At 48.1% G+C, this 23,526-nt stretch carries 12 protein-coding genes; 1 reads left to right on the top strand and 11 read right to left on the bottom strand.

Annotation, left to right across the window (positions count from 1 at the left end; genetic code table 11):
* Positions 1-48 precede the first annotated feature (48 nt).
* The 8 genes from EI981_RS06495 to EI981_RS06460 all read right to left on the bottom strand — a co-directional run bounded on the left by EI981_RS06495 (position 49) and on the right by EI981_RS06460 (position 14,659).
* Positions 49-4,719: a CBM96 family carbohydrate-binding protein gene (locus EI981_RS06495; RefSeq protein ID WP_162616109.1), complete on the bottom strand. Its 4,671-nt coding sequence runs from the start codon at positions 4,717-4,719 to the stop codon at positions 49-51.
* 92 nt (positions 4,720-4,811) lie between these two features.
* Positions 4,812-6,548, bottom strand: coding sequence for a hypothetical protein (locus EI981_RS06490; protein ID WP_126996497.1), 1,737 nt, complete (start codon positions 6,546-6,548; stop codon positions 4,812-4,814).
* Positions 6,549-6,638: 90 nt separating this feature from the next.
* Positions 6,639-8,237, bottom strand: a complete 1,599-nt coding sequence (locus EI981_RS06485; protein ID WP_227011731.1) for an extracellular solute-binding protein — start codon at positions 8,235-8,237, stop codon at positions 6,639-6,641.
* A gap of 67 nt (positions 8,238-8,304) precedes the next feature.
* Complete coding sequence (locus tag EI981_RS06480; protein WP_126996495.1) at positions 8,305-9,186, bottom strand: carbohydrate ABC transporter permease; 882 nt, start codon at positions 9,184-9,186, stop codon at positions 8,305-8,307.
* Between the two features lie 4 nt (positions 9,187-9,190).
* Positions 9,191-10,105 carry an ABC transporter permease gene (locus EI981_RS06475; RefSeq protein ID WP_126996493.1) on the bottom strand — a complete coding sequence of 305 codons (915 nt, stop codon included), beginning with the start codon at positions 10,103-10,105 and terminating at the stop codon, positions 9,191-9,193.
* A gap of 202 nt (positions 10,106-10,307) precedes the next feature.
* A complete protein-coding gene (locus EI981_RS06470; RefSeq protein ID WP_126996491.1) occupies positions 10,308-12,620 on the bottom strand; it encodes a helix-turn-helix domain-containing protein in 2,313 nt (770 codons plus the stop codon).
* A gap of 186 nt (positions 12,621-12,806) precedes the next feature.
* Complete coding sequence (locus EI981_RS06465; RefSeq protein WP_126996489.1) at positions 12,807-13,607, bottom strand: polysaccharide deacetylase family protein; 801 nt, start codon at positions 13,605-13,607, stop codon at positions 12,807-12,809.
* Positions 13,604-14,659 (bottom strand): glycoside hydrolase family 88/105 protein, encoded by a 1,056-nt coding sequence (locus EI981_RS06460; RefSeq protein ID WP_227011730.1) that lies wholly within the window; start codon positions 14,657-14,659, stop codon positions 13,604-13,606. Before EI981_RS06460 ends, EI981_RS06465 begins: the two co-directional genes overlap by 4 nt.
* A 243-nt stretch (positions 14,660-14,902) precedes the next feature.
* Between EI981_RS06460 and EI981_RS06455 the strand changes: the two genes are divergently transcribed.
* Positions 14,903-15,790 carry an AraC family transcriptional regulator gene (locus tag EI981_RS06455; RefSeq protein ID WP_227011729.1) on the top strand — a complete coding sequence of 296 codons (888 nt, stop codon included), beginning with the start codon at positions 14,903-14,905 and terminating at the stop codon, positions 15,788-15,790.
* 103 nt (positions 15,791-15,893) lie between these two features.
* Here EI981_RS06455 and EI981_RS29435 read toward each other — a convergent pair whose 3' ends face one another.
* From EI981_RS29435 to EI981_RS06440, 3 genes are all read right to left on the bottom strand, one after another.
* Entirely contained in the window at positions 15,894-20,843 is a 4,950-nt protein-coding gene (locus EI981_RS29435; protein WP_126996485.1) for a sugar-binding protein, read from the bottom strand.
* Between the two features lie 53 nt (positions 20,844-20,896).
* Complete coding sequence (locus tag EI981_RS06445; protein ID WP_126996483.1) at positions 20,897-21,991, bottom strand: TolB family protein; 1,095 nt, start codon at positions 21,989-21,991, stop codon at positions 20,897-20,899.
* Positions 21,992-22,082: 91 nt separating this feature from the next.
* Positions 22,083-23,501, bottom strand: a complete 1,419-nt coding sequence (locus tag EI981_RS06440; RefSeq protein WP_227011728.1) for an ABC transporter substrate-binding protein — start codon at positions 23,499-23,501, stop codon at positions 22,083-22,085.
* Positions 23,502-23,526 lie beyond the last annotated feature (25 nt).

Genomic DNA, 23,526 nt, shown 5'->3' with positions numbered 1-23,526 from the left:
GAACAGCATCACCCTGACCTTATATAAGGCCAGGGCGACGCTGTACGCTTATTTGACGATTACTGTAATTTTCCCGCTTGTTACTGTCCCACCATCATTGACAAGCTCGCACCAGTATTCATACGTGCCCGCCGGTTTGTCGCGGATTTCGGTGATGGCAGATTGGGCTTGAGGCGACTTGTTTTCCAGCGCCTGGGTATCGATCAACACATCATTTTCATACAGCCGGTAGGTTGAGCCATTCGTTCCCCACCACATATTCATGCTGACTTTATAATTTCCATCCCTATCCCAATTATCATGAGAAAGTACAGGCTGACCCGGTGCCGCCTCATTTACTGTCACTACTAGAACATCGCTGCGTGTTGTACCGAATGCATTCGTTAATTCGGCGACATATTCATAAGTCCCATTTGGCTTATTGAACACAGCTGTAACCGTGGATTGAGCATGAGGCGAATCATCTTTTAGGGCTTGCCTATCTACCAAAACGCCATTTTCATATAATAAATAATCCGTCCCGTTATTCCCCCACCACATGTTCATCGTAATCTTGTAGCTGCCGTCCATCATTCCGGTATCATAGCCATTATCGGAGGACAGCTTTGGCTGGCCTGGTGCTCCTGTAGCGGTTTGAATAATATTGCCTACAATCGCTGTAGCCGATCCTTCATTACCGGCAGCATCGATGAACTCAAAGGTGAAGCTTCCATTCTCTGAGAAGATATAACTGTCTCTCCCGTCATTGTTTGTGATCGTCACAAGTTCGCTTGGGATCATGATTGCATTAACCTGCCCCGTCGTGGGCTCCGTAGTACTATAACGAATGGAAGCCGTCGGCGCAGTCCTGTCGATTCGGAAAATAAACTCTTGCGGCTCCTCTATATTCCCGGCACGGTCCGTCGATCTATAAACAAGAGTATATGTGCCATCCTCCGTAAACGTCAGAGGCTCTTTATAAGGCAGCCATGTCCTTCTGTCGTCCAGACTGTAGACTGTTTCCGCTACGCCGGAAGCTTCATCCGATGCCTTCATTACCGCTCTTACTTCGCTAATATACCAGCCATTTCGCTCCGTTCCTTCAATGGAAAGCTCCGTTTTCGGCAGAACGGTATCGGCTGATGAAGCCATCCACTGCATAGAGCGGAATTTCGAAGACAGCTTTCCGTCCCCGATTCCTCCTCCCCATTCAATAAAACCTTTCCGTCCCGCGCCGTCATTATCATTAACAAGCATTGAAAAGCTGATAACTCCTTGGTTTTCTGCCCTCACTGGCGTAATTTCCGACCAGGGCAGCGCTAATTCATAAATCGTATATTTCTGCTCTTCATCCCTTGTGATGGCAAGCTGACCGTTGGTCAGCGGTCCTTTGTCCACACCAGGAGGCGCAATCCATCTGTAGATTTGCGGTCCTTCAGGGGTTTGCGAAATCCCGATCTCATGCCAGTATGCCTTTTCACCCGGAAGACCATCCGAAATTGCAAATTGAATGCTGTCATTATTCCAGATATCGGCCCCAGCCATTGAAGCAGCGTGCACATCATCTTTTATTCTGGCCGACAGATACAAGTGATCAGCGTCATAACTGAGCCAGACTTGGCCGCTTAGATCCCCCGCCCCTTGATATCCGCTCATTTTTACCGTCCCTTTCGACAAATCGATCGTAGATGCGCTGTTTATGGTCTCCAGGTCAAGCGTCCCGTCCACAGTCACCGGTCTGGCAGGCACCGGATTAAATTCTGCCGTTCCTTCATACGTGTACGGCTCTAAGCCATCGATATAGACCGTCACCTTCAGGCTGCTGGTTATACCGGTACTCATGGCGGCAAGCGGGATGTCGACTGTCGTAGAGGATCCGGCGGCAATCTCATCATTCATGACTTCAGTTCCCGATTGGGTCCCGAACCGCCAGTCTATCTTTTGGAGCTGTATCGCCTTGGACTTCGCCTCATTGTTGACGGTAACCCTAAGCGTTTGATTTAAATCCGGAGTTTCCATCGTAGGGCGAATCTGAACCGTATAGGACGGTAGCGTTGAAGTTCCGCTTCTGAGTAGACCAACTCTTTCATTACCCTTCATCAACACGGCTGTGACAAGGCGGCTGCCGGGCTCATTTCCGCTTGCAACCTCAATCGTCTGTACAGCTTTTTGCCCGCTTGGCGTCACTACAGGATACACATGGCCTTCAACGTCCAATTGAAAAGCAAAATCCATAGAATTGGTATTATCCGTTTCCAAAGTAAAGACCATCGAGTCGCCGATCCGCGCTTCTTCCCCGCTCAAGACAAAGGTCTCGTCCCTTTCAATTCCGTTCACTTCCCCAACCACAAAAAACGGTTCATTGCTTAATGTCACAAAAACGTTCCCATTAAAAGGCGTATACGTGCTCGTATTCCCCATCATATCCGTGATCTGTATGGGATGGCTCGTACGGATGACAGCAGGGATCGAGGAGCCTGCAGTTGACCAGATCACGCGGACACTGCCGCCAGTCTTCTGAAATACATAGCTTCGAATATCGCTGTCTGTTGCGTCTCGGCTTTCAAACGAAGCACCATTCAGCATTTGGGTCATGGTGGCATAAGCTGTATATGCAGGTTTGGGGGTCAGGCTCCCCAGCTTATCGTCTGGATTTCGCAGCAGGCCGAAATTGTCCTCATTAATATTTTGAATGCCATCATTAATCATATCGTACCAGACGAGCTTCTCCACTCCGTTAGCAAGAGCAATAACATGGGCCCGAATCAGATAATTCGCTTGTGTCTTCTCATCTACGCCCCGTGCATCACGCTGTGTTGGCCACCCCGTTTCATTAATCCAAATCGGTTTTAAATTCCCATTATTATATTCTCGAATTAAATCCTTCAGATTGAGGATTAGATCTTCATAACCTTCCGGAGCACCAGGATATAAATAAGGATGGATTGAAAAGCCGTCCATGTACTGCATCCCGCCGAGCTTTAACACATCTTCGATCCATTTCAAATCCCCAGCCGTCGACGTGCCAAGTACCGGTAAATCAGGATGTGAAGCTTTAAGCGTTTCATACGTTTTCTTTAATAACGGATAGTAATATTCCGGCTTGGAATCAGCAGGTCCATTACCGCGGTCTCCAAAGCTTCCGTAAAATTCGTTATACACTTCTACAACATCCAATTGATCCTGATAATGATCAACGTATGCCTTCATGAAGTTGGCAAACCCCTCACGCCCGGCAGCCGTATACGGAGTGCTGTCATTATCGTAAAAAGGATTGGTATATCCTGAGACAAACAGGAAATCAAAATCATCTTTATCCAGCATATTCATGTAATAGTCCGGTTGGGGAGTAAATGTATAGCTGCCTTGCTGCTTTTCAATCCCCCGCCACTCATACCCACCCCGCACCGTTCGAATGCCGGCAGCCTTTATCAGGTCCACGATATTGGCGGTCAAATTTTGCGGAAGGCGGTGCAGATGAGTGGAAACTCCGAACGGTGATGATTCATTCGTCGGCTCATCCCGAGACGCAAGCACAGCAAACGGCGTTTTGAGCAGAACCGGGTCGCTTCCTTGCAAGTCCGCACGTACCTGCAGTGTAAAATAACCGTACTTTGAATGGGGAACAGTCCAGGAGGCTTCGTTCTGAACGGTTGTTGCCGTTCCCTCCTGCACCAGTGCTCCCTGATAATCATAAACCGTCCAGGATACAGCGGGCCTCGCCGTCTGGACTTTGAACCGGACTGATTCGCCGTTGGTATATATATTGCCTGGGCGAAGCTGAATCAGCTTCGTCGTCGGCGTTACCGCCGTCACAAAGGGTCCATCGCTGCTCCATATATTCTGGGCGTTGCCAGCTTCTACTTTAAACGTATACTTCTTGCCGACAGTAAGCCCCGTTACCGCATAAGAGGTTGTGCTGCCGCTTACCTTCCCGAGTACGCTGCCATTTTGATAAACAGTATAGCCGGTTACGCCAACGGAATCGCTCGCCCCACTCCACTCCAGCTGTAAACCATTTTCGGTGATATCTAAGGCTTGAAGGCTTCCGCCACCAGGCCAGCTTGGTGCGCTTTCATCGGCCCTGTCAACAGAAATCTCCAGATAAGGATGATTATCCGTATGTTCCTTACTGTTGAGGGAAACGGCATGCCCCTTAGCGGCCTGCTGTATAAGGGCAATGCTGGCAACGTCGCCTTTTGCCAATTGCTGTTTGACGAAACTGGTAACATCCCATTCATGCCAGCCTGCTATTTTCCCAACATTCACCGAGCTCAGATAATGATCAATTTCCGGTTTATTGTTCCAGGTTACCGTATCCTCCTGCCAAGAAGCATCCTCCATTCCGTAGGCCTGGACAGCAATCGTCGAATTCTCGGTATCGACAGCATATGCCTTTAATTTAGCCGATCCGATCTCACCGGTGATGGAGCTGAGATCAAACTTCATGTACGCCTGTCTGTTTAAATTAGCATCCGCCTCAAAATTTTTGACGATCAGCAGATTTGACGAACCGAAATTTTTCCCCGCATTTCCGCCCGCATTGACATAAGTATCCTCAATCGGTCCGAGCTGCACAGGCAAGGAATCACTTGTTGAAACCAACGTAGTTTTTACGGCGGCTGCCGCAAATCCCGGCATAGCTCCATACCAGGACATCAGAGAACCTTGGAGAATGACTACGGTCAAAAACACACTCATCAGACGAATAGCTGCTTTCGCTCGTTTTATTTTAAACATCCTTCTCACCCCGATCATTTTATTAGCAGGCACGACTTGCACTATTTAATAAGTTATCGTGATGAACATCGATGGAGCTTGAGCGTCTTTAACTAAGCATGAAATAGAACGGCCCTATCCGCCGGCTTCTTCGCGAGTGTTAGCGTTATTGGCTGTTCAGGTGCTTCCAGTAAGGCTTGCACAGTATAGTCCGACAAGGTGACTGAGGTCTTCAGTTCAGGCTTTTCATTCGGGCCCGAGAACTTCAAAGCAAACATGAATAACGCTTCCTCCATGGTGTGAAAATCGATCTCGCTAGGCTCCCCCTCATACAAAATATAATCGAGCCCCACAGTATTGCCATCCTGAGCAATATTCCATCGAAAATCGCCGAATCCGTTCATAGCGCCATGTAGAGCCTGAACCAACACCCTGGTCTCTCCTAGCTTAGTAAGGAACCGATCTTCGCCGCACTTCTCCCATACCGGCAGTTCTCCCGTACTGCCAATTTCAATCCGTATTCGCAGATCTGAGGCTCTCATCCGTCCATGGATGGGGTCCAGGTTGACATGGGTATCCCCGCCGTCAAGCGCGAACTGAATGCCATACAGCACCGAATCATGTTTCTGCTCACTTGTAAATACTGCTGAACAGAAGTCATACCCATCATGAAATACCCGAAGATGAACATAACTGTACGCCTGATCAGCACTTTGGACATAACCCAGCAAATTTCGGCACTGCTTCCACATCACGTTATGATTAAATGAGCCTAGCGAATATTCAGGCGTCATATACGTATAAGCCTTCCGCGTCCGGAACTCGTGATAGGCGGGCAAGTCCTGCCTTAGCTCCCGCACACCAATACTGGTGAACAGCCCATACAACCGCTCTGGGCAGACGACGCCATGCCCGTACCAGTCAGAGCCGTAGCTAAATTGCTCCTCGTTTACAAACGGCACATTCCCTTTACAGGCCATTTGCAGAAACGACAGATGCAGAGGAGCCAGAAATGTCCGGTATGATCTTGCATGAGGGCCGGACCATTCCTTCAGCAACGGATGGAAATGTTCGGCGATCATCAGCCAAGTTGCATCCAGCAGTTCATTGGCAAGCTGTCTAGCTTCTTCTGTATGTGTATAAGTCGCAAGAGCGGACAACTCCAGAATCGCTACCGTGCTGTACGCCGGGCTATTGTATTCCAGGAAGGCTCCGGTTTGCATCGAATAATCATATAATCGTCTCAGCCGATGTAAACCGTAATTAAGAAACTCAGGGTGTTCCAGCCACTCTCCTGCAATCAATGTCACGAATGCCCCCATGATGGCAATATTCGTATAGTCCGGACCAACATTGCGCTTAATAATCGCTTCACAGCTGTTGCAAATTGCCTGCTGTGTTAATTGCCGCAGATCGGCCGGTAGATGGCTGCCGTGACGAATGAGGACAAGCAGCAGCCGCTTACCGATGAAATCAGCCCAATTCCAATCGGGTGGCGACATTTGATCAAGAGGTTCGTCGTAATACCAAGACCAGATACCAAATGACGGTGAATCGACTTCCTGATCCTGGAGCGACAGAACGGTACGCAGAGTATCCAGCGCACGGCCCTTATACCGCTCCTCATCACAATCCAAAATCGCCAGCGCATAATCCAGCGATTCACGAATCGGGTGCACGTACTCAACATTCCGCAACGTTGTATGGTAGCCAGGAGATGTAAATGGCGTGCGCAGCAGCATGATTAGTTCATTGTAGTCCCCATGCTTCTGTTGAAGCGTTTCTTGCAGAAAAGGCCGCCAACGGGTCTCTTCTTCCTGCAGGACACTGCTCCATATCATATTTGACATGTGTTTACCTCCGTATCATATCTGGCTGATAGGTGCCTTTCGACCCTTTACAGGATTCGGAAAAGCACCTCTGCCATATTAGTCATTACGTCACTTCAGATTGTCTTTGTTCGCTTCATACCACTCCTGTGCCAGCTTATCTACATTTTCGCCGCCTAGCCGCTTCCACTCTTTCCTCAGCTCATTCAATCCATCTGCAGGCGACATGGAGCCTCCCCCTGTAATGACTTTGGCTTCAATCTGCTGGGCGATCGGCGAGAAAGTCGCGATCAACTGGCTCAATTCAGGAAAGTCCGGATTGTAAGCAATATCTCTGCGGTATTTATTTTTCATAGCGATTTCAAGAGATTTGCCCTTTTCTTTGGCATAGCTCTGCGAAACTTCGTCCTTAGCGGCCATCGCCGGGAACATCTCCGGCTTCAATACATTATCCATCACAATCGCGTATTCCGATGCGTAGGCCACTTCTTTCTGAAACTTCTCAGGATCCGTCTTTTGCCGTACGCCGTCCACCATCGTGTAATGTACATTTTCTTCCCCATATCTGACCGGCACCCAGCCGTCTTCAAGCATCCAGTCAATGAACTCAATCGACGCCTTGATCTCTTCTTCCTTCATCTGGCTGTTGAATGCGGTAAAGATACTTGGCGGCGCTTCTTGATACAACCCGTCCTTACCGTATTTGCTGCTGACTGACTCAAGCGGCACCAATTTGGCGTTAGGATCGTTTTTCACCAAATTCCCGTTTAACTCCTCGATATCCCAATTTCCAAAATAGATGCCTGCCTTGCCTGTGGTCAGAAGCTGCGCAGAACGTTGAAAATTCGTATCCGTAATATATTCCCGATCGATCAACCCCTCATCGAAGAGCTGCTTCTGGAATGCCAGCGTATCCGCATGCCGATCCACTATCCGGCCAAATTGCATTTTACCGTCCTCGATGTACCATTGATTCTCGCTTGTAAAGAACAGAGCCTGGTCAATCGCATTGGCGCTGTTACTCATAGCAATTGGAACAGTATCAGCCTGGCCGTTGCCATCCGGATCTCCTTCCTTGAATTTGCGGGCTACATCAATTAGCTCTTCTACTGTGGTCGGTGCCTTTAGCCCCAGCTTATCGAGCCAGTCCTGACGAATCCACATGCCATGATTGGCAAGCGTCTCTCTGACGAACGACACGGCATATACTTCTCCATTGAATTTCAAGTAAGGCTCTAGCTCAGGATGTTTTTCCAAATAAGCCTTATAGGTCGTACTGTATTTCTCGATATAGTCACCGATCGGCTGGATGGCGCCTTGATTGGCTAATTGACTAATATAATTCCGGTCATACTCCCAGATCAGATCGGGCGCTTCACCGGCTGCAATCAATGCATTCAGCTTGGCCTGAGCTTGACTCCGCGTCACCGGAACCCAGTTCACAGTGACTGGTGAATTCTCATTGATCCATTTGGTCCAGCGGTTATTTTCATACGTCCCTTCCTCCGTCGGCACCTTGCCGCGATCAAACATCGAGATGCTGATTTCTTGTTTCGGGCCATCTCCAGCCTGTTCCGGTGTCGCTGCAGACCCGCCCGGTTCGTCTCCGGCAGTTCCCGTCGAACCACAAGCCGACAGCAACAACATAGACAACAGCATGGCCATCACCAAGGCAAACGTTGATTTTCCTACGTATTTCATTCTTTTCATCGTTCCATCCCCCTTATTTGTTTCATGAGAAAAGCCGACTGCGCTAACCAGTATTATTCGGGCACCTTCAGCCCTTGACTGACCCGATCAGCACACCTTTCACAAAATGCTTCTGCAGAAATGGATACACGCACAGAATCGGTGTTACGACAATGACAACGGCAGCGGCCTTGAGTGCCTCAGGTGTTAACAGCACCTGTTCCAGCCCTTCATTGCCATTCATGCTGTTCAGCAGATTACTATCCACCGCGCTTACCATCTGATAGAGCTTGACCATAACCGTCAGCTTCGTCGATTTCGTAACATATAACATCACATTGAAATAGCTGTTCCACCAGCTAACCGCGTAGAACAAAGACAGTGCGGCCAGAATCGGCTTGCAAAGCGGCAGATAGATTTGCAGCAGGATTCGCCAGTCGCCAGCACCGTCAATGGATGCGGACTCCTCAATTTCGCCTGGCAGCCCCTCCATAAACGTCTTCATGACAAACATGTTATAGGTGCTGATCAGCCCCGGCAGCCAAACTGCCCAATACGAATTCATTAGTCCCAAGGACTTGATCAGAATAAAATTCGGGATCAAGCCAGCCACGAACAACATGGTAAACGTGATGAGCATCAAGAGCCAGCTACGACCAACCAGTCGCTTCCGTGAGAGCGGATATGCCGCCAGAATCGTCATCACCATGTTGAACAAGGTTCCAGCCACCGTAACGAGCACGGTATTTCCCATCGCCATGATCAACTGTCCGTCATCGAACAATCGCTGATAGGCAACCGTATTAAACTCGACCGGCCATAGGAACACTTCCCCTGACGTAATCGCTCTGCTGCTGCTGAAGGAGGCCACGATTTCATACCAGAAAGGGAATAACGTCAGCAGCGACACGAATCCAAGAAAAACGTAAGCGCTTACGATTCCGAGTTTGCTTACAGGATCTGTTTTCATTGAACTACCACAACCCCCGTTCCCCGAAGAGTCGGATAGACCGGTTAACGGTCAGAACAAGAATCACGCTTACAACCGATTGAAAGAGTCCAATCGCTGTCGTATAGCTATAGTTCATATTTTGCAGCCCTACCCGGTATACATACGTGCTGATGACATCGGCGACATCCAATACGGAGTTGTTCTGCAGCACCAGAGTTTGTTCCAATCCGACATCCATCATTTGCCCCATTCTGAGAATCAGCAGAATCGCAATCGTACCGCGGATACCGGGCAGTGTCACATGCCACATCTGCCGCAGCTTTGAGGCTCCGTCGATTTTGGCTGCCTCATATAGCTGGGGATCGATGGAGGCCATCGCCGCCAGATACAGGATCGTCCCCCATCCCGCTTCACGCCAAATGCCCGAGATCGTATAGGCGATCGGCCACCAGAATGAATCTGCCATAAAATAGATCGTCTCGCCGCCGGTCAGATTCTTCAGCAGAAGATTCACGATCCCCGTACTCGGCGACAACGCGGCCACGACAATGGTGCCGAGCACAGCCCAAGACATAAAATGCGGGATATACAGCATGTTTTGCACAATACGTTTGTACCAGTTCCGCCGGACTTCATTTAGAAGAAGCGCCAGTATAATCGGAACAGGAAATCCGAATACAAGACTGTACAAATTCAGAACGAGCGTATTCCTGAGTATTCTCCAGAAATCCGAGCTTTGGAATATCATTTGAAAATGCTTGAGACCGACCCACTGGCTTCCAAATATACCGTCTGCAAACCTGTAATTCTTAAATGCAATGATCTCGCCAACAATCGGAACGTATTTAAATAGAAAATAAAACAGAATCACAGGCAACAGCATCAAATATAAATGCTTATCCCGAATCACTCTACTCCAAACTGACTGCCCACTCATACTACCTCTTCCTCTCGCCACATAACGTCTCACCCTTTCGCAACATGACATGCAAATTGATCCGCAGCTACAATTCTGATTGTATGAAGGGACGGCGAAGCCGGAAAGAGACGGGTTTTGCATTCAGTGACTTTTCTTATCCATGGGCAGGTCGCATTTTTTACGATCCGTTCATTTTCTTATGATTCAAGCGCAACAAAGCCTATTCCAAGGCGATTTTGGGAGTTGAATCCTGGAGTAGCTCACGCTGCTCGGAAGGCGTCATACCTGTATATTTCTTAAATGCCCGCAGGAAGCTTCGCGTATTGATATAGCCGACCTCTTCGGCTATATCATTGATTTTACGATTCTTATCCGTCAACAACTCAAGCGCTGCATGAATCCGGGTCTCTATTAAATAATCGATGAAATTCTTCTCCGTATGCTCTTTAAACAATTTACTGATATAGGTCGGACTGAGCCCAAACGTTTCCGCCAGATGTGCCAATGAGAATTCACTTTCTCGGAAGTGTTCCTCGATATATGCCAGCATTTCCGAGATCAATTTATTGCTGCCGCGCTGCCTGCGTCTCTCTTCAACCTTGCCCGCCATTTGCATAAGTACATTCAGTACAATTTGCTCCAGCTCCTGCCAATTACGGCTGCGATAGATACGCGTATGAATCCTGCCCATATTATCCATGCTTTCATCCACATCAACGCCCGTGGCCGCAACAGCCTGCAGTGATTTCATCACTAGCTCATAGGAGAAATGGCGGATCAGCTCCGGAGACAAACCGTGGCCAATCGCATCCTGATATAAGCAGGCAACTTGCTGCTCTATCTTCTCCATCTCGGTCTGTCTCAGTGCTTCAATGATGTGATCTGTCATCTTCAGGATGCGGTAAAAGTCCTGATGCTCCGAGCCGCTCAAATCCTCAAAGGAAATAACAGTTTGACTACCCAGGATCATCCGGTATTCCAGCGCTTTTTGTGCTTCGGCATAAGAGGTTGTAATATCACACATATCTCCATAACATCTTCCTACTCCAACGGTTACCAACAGTCCGAACTGCTGCTTCATAATATCCAGCACAAGCTCCAGAATGGCCAATGCGCGAAGATGGTTCTGCTCGGCGTCGCCCTCGGCGAAGCTAATAATCATTGCGGCCCGGCCTGAACCGGTATCTATCGCTACACCCGCAGTCTCCATATTGATCAATTCCTCAGCGACATTACAGAGCATGTATGTATACAGGGTCTCATCCTTGGAGCTCATGCCGTTGTCTTTGCCGATTTCTGCCGCACAGACAATGAACAATTGCGGGAACAACGGAAAGCCCGAATATTCCAATTGCCGATTGACAGATTCAAATTCTGTATGATAGCCCGTTAACACATCCATCACCATTCTCCACTTCACGATTGGTTTGGAATCTCGCACCTGCTGTTCCAATTGCTTGCGGTCAATATGCATTTGATCAAATACCTTTTCCAGATAATCCAGCTTCACAGTGTGTCCCGGTTTGCCCTGCCTGGATGCTCCCGTCATTTTAACGGCTAAACGGTCAAGAGGCTTAAAGGTGCGCCGGTTCACGTAAAATAGGACGGACAACGCCAATATAAGCATAATGATCACAATCGCGATCATCAGATTACGGAGCGATTCCAGCGGCTGGTATAGCTCCGCTTCCGGAATCACACTGACGATTCTCCAACCTGTATAATTGGACGTTATATAAAAGACCGATTGCTTGCCTCCGTTTGATTCGGCCGTGAATTGTCCGCTCTCTGTTCTGTCCAGGACCTGCTTCATATAAGGAATGTCCGTCACATTTTTGTATAATTGCATTTTATCGTCATGGGTCACGATATTCCCCTTGTCGTCAATAATAAAGGTATGTACTCCGTCCTGGCCGCCTTCAAATACATCGCTGACCATCCGGTAGAGTACATCCTCATTGATATTTACAGCGACAAGCCCTTTACGGTAGCCTGGACTGCTGATCAATGGATAAGGACGGATCAGTGTAATAACATCCTGCAATTTCCCCCCGTCCCGCACCTTATGCGTACCGATCCATTTCGAGTAGCCATCCATTTCGATATAGCTTTGCAGCCATTTGTCCTCGAATTCGTTGTTCTTGATTAGTGTCTTGTCTGTCATCATATCGCCGCTCGTATCCGAATAGACAAAAACAGAAGATAATTGCTCATTGGCATGAACCATGATCTGCAGTTTATTAGACAAACCAAAGGAATTGGCATATTTTTGAGAGGGATCTTCATAGCTGTCATACATAAAATAAACGTATTCAAGCTCCTGCGACAGATTGAGCAAGTCCTTTTCAGTTGCTCGGAACACAAGCTCGATTCTATTATCGATTTGCTTGAGCAATGCGATGTGCGTATCCTTCAGATCACGCTGCAGACGTCCCACCATACCAAAATAAGACAAACTAAAGGCCAGGATGATAATGACAATACAAATGGAACCATAGATGACCATGACCTTTCCGGAAATACTTAATCGCATGCAAGTCCCCCCTATTTTCCAATAAGATTGAATGGACCAACTCCATTGTGAAATTAATATATCATTCTATGATTCCCATGAATATCCGATGATAGGAAAAATCCCTTCTGAATCTATGATTATCTAAAAGAAAGAGCATCACAGTTCAAAAGGGATGATAGAGTAGCAGCGAATATCTTGTTGAAGCTAGAGCAGTTGTGTCCGGCTGCCGCCTTTGGCTTCAACGATGGTTCCGCCGGCATCAAGCCATACAGAATCAAAGGAAGGATTATATACAAACTCCATAGAGGCTGCAAAACGAAGATTATTAAAACACTTCAGGTAATCCGAGATCTCAATGTTAGTGGCATACCAGATATCGTCACGGCGACCGGCCGATTCACAGAAGCTTTCGATTAACTCCCAATTATTGTTCTGGTCGAATTCATAGCTATGTCCCCATACATACATCATATATAGATACTGTCTTCGGTCAAGCTGCTTGAATTTCTCTGCTAATGCAAGCAGATTCTGATTATGATGGCAGGTTGGATTCCACTCCATGAGATCCTCTGGCATGTGGAAATCACCGTGGCTCGCCACCGTTCGCGCATAATCAATTCCCAGAACCGGAAGTATTTCTTTGATTTGACGATTCAACGATCCATTTGGATAGGAAAATCCACGGACCGGATAACCTGTCATTTTCTCCAACGCTCTCCGGTCTTCAACAATTTCGCTGACGACTTGCTCTTTTGCACATCTGGCGATTGTAGGGTGATTCACCGTATGTGCTGCAATTTCGTGTCCCTGGTAGAGCTCTGCAGCTTGATCCAACGGGATTCTATCATCCTCGCCTACAAGACCCGAGTTCAGATGAAAGGTCGCTTTGATCCCGTAGTCATTCAGCAGCCGGACTAGCCGCCGGTCTGCCGTTCTACCGTCATCATAACTGAGTGTAAGCGCCTTATGCTTCCCTTCCGGAAAAGCCAGCAGAACATTGTTCACATGGATTCCCCCATCTCCGTATACGCAAGTGATAATAAGATAAGTACCAAGCCCTGCCCGTATAAAGTTGGATAGCACGGGATTTGATGATAGGCCGGAATATCCGGCATCACCGGCGTCCCCCCGGAGACACCTTGCACTGTTCCGTCCGGATCAATGAACTCCTCCACACCTTGCAGCGCCTTCTCAGCAGCTTCTTTATATGTAGGATCCAACCAACCTATTCGCATCCCAGCTAGCCATCCTGCTGCAATCCCTGCACTTCCAGACGTCTCCTCGGCAAACTTGGACTGATCCAACACCGTGTTCCACAAGCCGCTTTCTCTTTGATACTGCCGCAAACCTGCCGCCAGTTGTTGATATCGTTCTATAATTTCATCAGACAACGGGGTCAAGTCCTTGATTTCCGCAGCAATCCAGGGAGCCGACAGAATGACCCAAGCATTAGCGCGGGCCCAGCGGGCGGCGGACATATGATTGCCTTCGGCACCATTCCAACCATGAAACAGCACGCCTGTCTCCGGATCCTGCAGCAGCCGTAAATGGACTAGTAATTGAAATTCCGCTTCTTTGGCATACTTACTGTCCCCAGTCAGCCTTGCAAGTCTCGCCAAGAAGATCACCGCCATAAATAACGTGTCCGCCCATGCTTGATCGGAAAATTGAGCATCCTCCGTAACCGTATGTTCAAAAGCGCCATCGTGGGTACGGGGCGCTTCCGTCAGCATCCAATCCCCGATCTTCGTCGCGGTATCCAAATACCAGCGTTCCCCGGTAATCCGATACAATGTAGGAAAGATCGCATACGGCGCCATCGAATTGATGACTTTAACCTGTTCGCTTTTATGTTTGTTGCGTTCCGTCCACCGCCGCAAATATTCAATTGCTGTGGCGTCGCCTGCCAATTGCCCGTATTCCAGGATTGAAATAACTCCGACCCCCGGTACCCAGTCCCAGTTTTCAATATTCATTCCCCAGTCATCTGCCGGAGCATCGATCATGCGATGAAAGACATGCTCAGCCAGTTCCTTGAGCCTATTCTTCTTATCCATCTGTCCACTTCCTTACCCTAATTGAATTGTCGCGCATGGTAGGCGCCTGCTTTAAATGTAAAGGATTCAATGGTACTCCGCTTGGTCTCTTGTACAGAAATTATGGGGATTTTTCCAGAATCCCAGAGAACGCTTCCATAAAACATGTTAAAATCGACTTAATCCCGACGTTTGAAAATTAATAGCCTGTATGATCTCAAACCATACGCTTAATATCTTCCTTTGGAACGGAGACTTCATATGATGGATTCAAGTTATATCCCTGCCGATTATCAAGTAGATGACGAGACGAATCGCTTTCTGGATGATTTTCCGGTCCATTGTTTCTTTCGCGATGGGATGATCGGCCAAAATAAGATGCATGCCCATCGGGGGTATGAGTTCTATATCTGTATGGAAGGAGAAGGGCAACTGCTAATCGCAGACCGCATGTATCCGCTACTTCCGGGTACAGTTGCCATTATCAAGCCATATGTACTGCACCGCCCTTCGGTCGTCGGCACAAAGCCTCTGCACCGGGTCGTGCTTGCACTGGATGAACGCTATGTACAGACCTTATCCCAAGCATCCGATATGAGGCGCTGCATCGACATGCTGCTTGCCGAACCGCAGCTGCAGCCCTTCTGGCAATTATCAGACAGTAAAATGGCTAAGCTTCAGACGATACTCCAACAGCTTGCCTTAGAGGTCACTGAGCATCCGGATTTCTACGAGACGGCGATGCATGCGCTGCTTGCTGAACTGTTTGTTATGCTGGCAAGAGAACAGCATTCCGACCCGGGTACTGACGATTATGAGCAGAGTGCGTTTCATTTAGCAGAGCGTCTTTTAAGCTACTTGTCTGCGCATTATGCCGAGCCGATCGAGGTCAGTCGTCTGCATGAACAATTTAATGTCTCCCGTTCACATATGTACGAGCATTTCAAACAAGCAACCGGCCACTCCTTGAACCGTTATCTAACGATTTATCGTATCAATCAGGCTAAAAGACTGCTCATGGATACCCCGCTCTCTGTGACTGAGATTGCTTCCGCCGTTGGTTTTGGCGATCTCTCACATTTCTTCCATACGTTCAAAGCCGAAACGGGTGTAACGCCGAACGCATTTCGCAAGCAAAACCGGAATGAATGACAACTGCTAGTTTAACAATTAAGCCGATGCATTTGCCGAAATCTACTCTTGCAAAAAAAACAAAGCCCCTCACGTGTTATACATGAGGGGCTGCCAGATTACATCATTTCGTTACTATAACCATCATTTTCTCGCTGGATGTTGCACCGGAATCATTAGTAAGCTCGCATTGGTATTCATACGTGCCAATCGGTTTGTCATGAATGTCCGTAATGACCGACTGAGCATTAGGCGATTTATCGCTAAGCACTTGTGTATCGATCAATATGCCGTTCTCGTATAAGCGATAAGTTGTGCCGTTGGTTCCCCACCACATGTTCATTTTGACTTTAAAGTTCCCATCACCATCCCAGTTATCATGGGATAGAACTGGCACAGCCGGAGCCGCGTCCGTAACGGTTACGGTATGAACATCACTTCTCGTCGTGCCTGATGCATTGGTAAGCTCCGCATAGTAGCGATAGGTTCCATTTTTACGATTCTGAGCGGATGTGACGGCAGTTTGCGCATTCGGCGAATGATCTGCCAGAACTTGCGTATCAATCAGTACGTCATTTTCATACAGCTTATATGTGATACCGTTATTTCCCCACCACATGTTCATGGTTATCGTATACGTTCCATCCTTCATTCCTGTGTTGTATCCTTGATCGTCCGAGAGAACCGGTTTACCTGGGACGCCTTTAGGATCGGGCTTTGGCGATGAATTCACTTTCAACTGTCCGGTCCCCTCGCTGCCCAAGAGATATGCCGCATCATTTTGAGCATACGATACTTTAAATGGATATGTTTTCTCCTTATCCGAGCCATCCTGGAAGTGAATTTTGTAGTTCAACGTCGCAACCCCATCCGCATCGGTTACTGCGGCTCCAATAGGCTCACCCCCGTTCACGGCAAAGGATAAATTTTCCCCGGAGATCACTTTACCGTTCTTATCATGCAGCTTAGCTTGCAGCAGCACAGTGTCATTGACCCCTCCCTCAACGTCTGACGCTTCCAGTATCGTGCTATGGTATAGCTTGAACGTCAATTTCTCCTCGGTCATCATTCCTGCTGGATCACCCGCTTGCACGACCAAGGTGTGCTCCCCTTTAGCGGTGATCGGTGTACCGGCTGTCCATGATTCCCCATCCAACAGAATCCGAGGTTCCAGCACTTGACCAGACTCCGTTTCTGCCTTCACCACCGGAATGACCTCATCTGCATAGCTTTCTCCTTCTGCAACGCCTTGAATCGTGATGATAGGAGAAGCTGAATCATGGATCCATTGAGCGGTTCTGAATTTCTTGGAATCCTTGACCTCCCCAATTCCGGAGCCCCATTCGATATAGCCTTTCCGCCCCGCCCCGTCATTGTCGTTCACAAGGAAGGAGATACTGAGGGCTTCATTCGCACTCGGTTTAACCTGTGGAATCTCTGACCAAGGAAGCACCATCTCATAGACGGTAAGCTTTTGCGTTTCATCTCTTTTGACCTGCAAGGAACCACTCGCAACAAGTCCCTTAGGTCTGGAGTCCGGCGATAACCAACGAAAGATTTGCGGCCCTTGCGGCGTATCGGAAATCCCCAGCTCATAATAGCCCATATTCTCTCCAGGAATCCCAGCCATCATGGCAAACTGGATGCTATCGTTCTTCCAGATCTCCTCTCCGCTTGCAGAAGCGGAATGAACATCATCCTTGATTTGCGCCGTCAAATAGAAATTATCCTGATCCCAGTTCGCCCATATATTGCCGTCCAAATCGGCCAGACCGGTATAATTCTGCATTTTGACCGTTCCCTTCGATAGTTCGACGATCGGGGGTTGTGCGATGACGCCGGGGTCAACGGTACCGTCCACCTCAACCGTACCGCGAATGATCGGATTGAAATCAAACTTTCCTTCATAAACAAAGGGTTCTTTTCCGTCAAAATATACGGTGACTTGGACTGGGTAACTAGCTCCAAAGTCAAAACCATTGAGCGGAATATCTATCGTATCTATCGTGTCTGGCGGGATAACCAAGGCCATGGCTTGACTGCCGGATTGGGTACCGAACTTCCAATCTATTTGTTGAACGCTGAGCCCTTGCGCCTTCGAATGGTTGTTAATCTGCACCTTCAAGCCTCCACTCTTCGAATTCACATCTGTAATCGTAGGCGTGATCCGGGCTCTATATGATGGGGCTGCCTGAATGATATGCTTTAATTGCCCAATTTTTCTTCCATTCGCGATCAAATTCGCTTTGATATATCGGGTACCTTGCTCTCTTAACCCAGGTAGAGTAAAAGACTGCGACACTTTCTGACCTGCTTCCGCGCTCAAAGGGTACGATTCCCCTTCAACCGTAAACGAAACGGCAAGCGCTGTGCTTGAAGCATTATTCATCTCCACTCTAAGGGCGATAGGTTCGCCAGCTACCGCCTCATCTCCTGTTAGATTGAAGGTTGTATCAATAGCAATACCTCCAATATCGTTTTTGATATAAATCGGCTCTTCAGTAAGCGTCAAATACACTTTACCATCCATCGGTGTGTACGTTTCGGTGTTCCCCATGATATCCATGATTTGAATCTGAGAGTTCGTGCTGATCACAGTTTGCACAGGGGTGTTGGCCCAGATTACCCGCAGGTTCTGACCATCCTTGTTAAACTTGTAGCTCGATATATTCGCATCGAAGGATTCCCGATCGACAAATTGAGCACCGATGAGCTCTCTAGTCATCGCTGCGTAAGCTGCATATGTAGGCTTCGGCGTAAATGCTCCTTTCGGGTCATTCGCATTCCGCAGGATGCCGAAGTTATGCTCGTGATAGCCACTATCCATGCCATCGTTCATCAAGTCGTACCAGAACACTTTTTCGACACCCTCTGCAAGTGCCTGGACATGGGTGCGCACGATATAATCGGCTTGTGTATTTTCGCTAATGCCAATGCCTCCAATAGACGTCGGCCATCCAACCTCGGTGAACCAAATCGGCTTCAGTTGCCCTTGATTATATTGACGAATAAGATTCTGCGTACTACGCACGTTATCAACAATGCCATCTGGAGGTCGTTGGCTTTGGTATGGATGGATTGAGACAGCATCCATATACTGTAGCCCCCCGAGCTTGAACACCTCCTCCATCCAGCCTAGCGGTGTACCGGCAGTAGCCATCCCAACCACCGTTACATCGGGTCTGGCGGCTTTTACCGTCTCATAGGTCTTCTTTAGGAGCTGGAAGTAATAATCCGGACGAGAGTCAGCGGGACCGTTACCTCGATCTCCGAAACCGCCGTTGAATTCGTTGTACACCTCTATCCAAGGAATCTGATCTCCGTACAGGTCCAACAAGGCTTTTCCGTAATCGGCGAATCCTTGACGACCTTGATCTGTATAGGGCGTACTGTTCTGATCATAGAACGGATTGGTATAGTCAAGGATGATGAACGGTTTGAGACCATCTTGCTGCGTTCTTTGCATATAAGCATCGCGATTAGCAGGTTTTCGGTACTTCCCTTTTTCGTACTCGACTGCATCCCAAGGAATTTCATCTCGGAAGTTTTTGACGCCGGCACGGTGCAATAGTTCACTTAATTCAGGTGTCCATCCTTGAGGTGTTTCCCAAGCAAGGTGCGTCGACATGCCAAACGGAGAACTGTCCGTTGCGGTTGAATCCGTATTGGATAGACGAGCCAAAGATACCTCCGAGCTTTTGATGATCTGACCATTCTTCTTCGCGTCGATCCATAATTTATAATAACCCAGCTGTTGTAAAGGAATGGATAGATTCAATTGCCCTCCCTGTACCCCTTCAATTCCATCCAACACCTTATGATCCAAATGATCGTACACACTCCAGCTCACAGAATCTCCTTGCGTTGTGATTTGAAAGGCCACAGGTTCGTCTTCCAAGAAAATATTCCCCATTCTGACCTGTTGGATCGACAGATCGGGAAATGGTGCCGTTAACACAACATTATCCAATAGGATCTCTCCACTTGATTTGCCACCGTTCAACCCGGACTTTTCTAATAAAAATTCAATTTGCTGGGCAGGACCATGCCATTTGCCATCGTTCGCTCCACCGAAATGCAGATAATTTGGACCGCTGTCAAATTTATAAATCTCGATCTTCTGCCAGTTTATCGTTGCTGTTAACGGGAGTTTCTGCTGATGTACTTGTCCGGTTGCATCCTTCAACCGTAGTGAGATCGAAGACGCATCCGCCGTTTTTATCCAAAATGCAATCTTTTGTATCAAAAGCGGTGAGAAACTCTTGCCCAGCGTAATATATTTGCCGCCAGCACTGAAGTCCCCTTGCAGTTTTGCGGCATATATTCCCGATTTGGGTTCAATCGTATCTCGAACATATTGGCCGCTTGCTCCTGGAAAATCAGTGCCAAAGCCCAGTTTCCATATATCAAAACCGTTTTCGAAAGTTCCGATCGCATTTTCCCATAGAGGATCTTGTTGGTGAGCTATAGCAGACACCGCATCAATCCACACGTCTCCGCTCGATTTACCACTATTCAATCCGGCTTTCTCCAGCAGAATTCCGATTCCCTGTGCAGGTCCGTGCCACAAGCCATCGTTGGCTCCATTGAAGTGAAGATAACCCGATCCACCGTTGAAGCTCGTAATTTCGATCTTCTGCCAATCTGTAGTTGAAGGTATAGATATTTTCTGCTGATGTACCTGACCGGTTGAATCCGTTACTCGAAGCACGATCGCTGTTGCATCGGCAGATTTAAGCCAAAATTCAAGCTTCTGCATATCTAATGGAGTGAAATTTTTGCCTATCGCAACGTATTTTCCGCCACCGCTAAAATCCCCATGTAGCTTACCAGCGTATGCACCCGATTGGGACACCGTTGAATCCCGAACATATTCGCCTTTCGCTCCGGGGAACTCGGTTCCTAAGCTGAAATTCCACACCTCTTCATCGCTTTCGAAATTGCCAATGACTACGCTTTGTAAAGATTCATCTGCATATGCTACTAACTTGTCATTGAATAGGAGTCCGTTCATAGGCCAGGTAAATAAAAGCAGAACTAACATGAAGCTTATCATCCACTTTTTCATTGCCATATCCTTTTACCTCCATCTGCAGTATCATTTCAAGCTCCCGATAGTAAGCGTTTTCAATAATTGCAATCGCGTATATCTATAATTCCGACCCAGAGCACATCATTCGCATCGGAGAACGTAAAGGTAATCTTCCGACTGTCCGGACTGAACGATGGATGCGGATGTCCCGGATGGACCCCGCGGCAAGGCAGCTCGCATAGGAGCTTAGAGTTCTTCGTTTTCGTGTCGATCAATACAATCTTGGACATGCCCGGCTCCTGCGTATCGGCAACCGCATGTCGCCCATCAGGACTGACACCTACATGCCAATATTTGTAGTCCCCATTGATAAATTCACGCCTCCCATGTTGATCCACGAATAAGACACCCGATGGTTGATCCGGACTATGCGGATACTTCACGAAGTATAATCCGCTGCCGGCGAAAGCCCAAATTTCATGTCCCACGTATTCCACATGCTGACCGTACTCATCTTTTTTTTGTGAAAAAATGTTGCGGGCCGCTCCCGTTCTGGCATCTACAGTCCATAACCGATCCGGGATGTGTTCCGTTTCGCCTTCATGGGAGTAAAACAATAAATCCGGGTCAACCGGATTGATCATGGCATGATTGGCTATGGGGTAGGGTTCTGCAAAACCCGGTCTAATGGCCTCACGGATTTCCCCGCTTTCGGTATTCACCGTGCCGATTACCCAATACGTTTCTCGTAATGCAGGTTCAGAGGATTTAAATTGATGCTCCTGCCAATAAACACCTAACATCTTGCCGTTATTCGTAATCGATAGTGGTCCCATAAATGTGCAATTAGATTCGAGCAGGCAAATTGTTCGCCGTTCACCGCTCCAGGCATCGATGGCGTACAGCTCATTTTTGTCGAACAAATACAAGACATCATCGCAAGAAACGACGCCACGTCCCCAAGTCAGTCCTTCCTCCAGCACCTGTACTTTTCCCGTTTCCGAATCGACGCGAGCAACATTCCCCGTCAACGTTTGCCGATCGATATCTGTGTGAACGATCAGATGCCGGCTATCCGAGAGCCAGGTCATAGCCGTCATATAATGATGCGCCGTATCGTGCCCTTCACATCCGATTGCGAGGATCGGCAGCCCCGACGTTCGGTCTGTGAATGATGTTCTCTTAAGCATAAAGCTCCCTCCTGTTCTTGTAAGCCCCACCCCTCTCTTCGGACATCTCGAACGAAGAAATGCGTATTAGAGAAGCGGGGCTATGTGACAGCTATTTAATAACGACCTTGGAGAGCACTTCCTCGTCAATCTTCTTTGCTGCCGCAGCGAGCAAAGCCTTCACATCTGCATCTTTGTTTGAAAATACCTCCTGCAGAACGTTCGTCAATTCCGCATAAGACTCCTGCCCATTGTACGAAGGCTCTGGAACGCCTTTCATTAATTTGGTGACTTCAGGATCGTATCTGAAGACGTTATCCGGATATTGATTGACCAGCTCTTCAACTTTTTTGCCATACTCCGAGTCCGGTTTATAGTAAGCCGGTGCTCCATACATGTAGACTTGACCTTTAGATTTCCGGTCTTCCAAGACCAGCTTCAGTTCATCAAGCCCGCTGTCTTTGAACAAATCGAAAGTGACATAATTAAAGGCCATTTGCTGTGTTTCCGCCGATTCTTGCGGATTAATCACATCATAATTCCCACCGAGTACACCGGTATGATCGCCGCCTTTTTCCATCGATGGGATCGGCAGAATGATCAGTTCTTCTTTCTTCATGCCGCCGTTATTGATCGCATCTTCGATGCGGTCGCCCAGCACCATCGCTGCCCGGCCTTGCTTAAACAAATTATAGACGTCACCGTAGTTCAAAGCCCAGTTTTGCGGAAGCGCATTGCCCTCCCACCTTAGTTGCTTCATGAACTCCATCGCTTTAACACCCGCTTCGGAGTTGAAGGCTGAGGCAACCTTGCCGTCGGCTACGACTTGCGTGGTGCCCCCTGCGCTGTACAAGAAATTAGTCCAGTTCCATCCGCCCTCATTGCCTTTGGCCATCATGGCAAATCCGGCAATTCCTTTAGCGGGGTCGGCCGTCGCTTTTGCCGCCGCATAGAAATCATCCCAGGTCCAGTCCGGCGTTGGCAGTGGGACATTCTTCTCTTCGAATAATTTTTTATTAATCATAACCGCCATGATATAACCGTTGGCCGGAATGGCGTGCATCTTCCCATCAATCATAAATGGACTTGCCAATTTCTCGTTGAAGTCATTGGCATGTTCATAGTTAGCTAGAAACGGCGTTAAATCTGTCAGCCATTGATGCTCTAACAATACCTTCCCTTCGGTTGCAGGAACCCGGAATAAAGAGGGGGCTTGATGAGCCGCCATTTTAATACCGATTTCATCTGGCGAATATTGCCAGTCATTCTTTTTCAATGTCACATTAGGGTACTGCTCCTGGAACCGATCCAGCCTTTTGTTGATAATCTCAATACCTGCCAGATTATCCGCCTTTGGAAACTGAACCGTCATCGTAACTGGCGATGCTTTGGTTTCCTTACTAGAGTTGGCAGACGATTCACCGGAAGCCCCTTGTTCTTTGCTGCCGCCATTCCCGCTGCCACAAGCGCTTACGATCATCGTAAAAGCAAGCAGTGCAACGAGAAGCAGGCTTTTTTTATTTGTTTTCACTTGTTTTTCCCCTTTCTGAATTGCA

Origin of the sequence: Paenibacillus lutimineralis, from assembly GCF_003991425.1 — a bacterium.
GTDB lineage: Bacteria > Bacillota > Bacilli > Paenibacillales > Paenibacillaceae > Fontibacillus > Fontibacillus lutimineralis.
The sequence above is the reverse complement of the archived record's forward strand: the minus strand, read 5'-3'. Positions and strand labels throughout refer to the sequence as shown.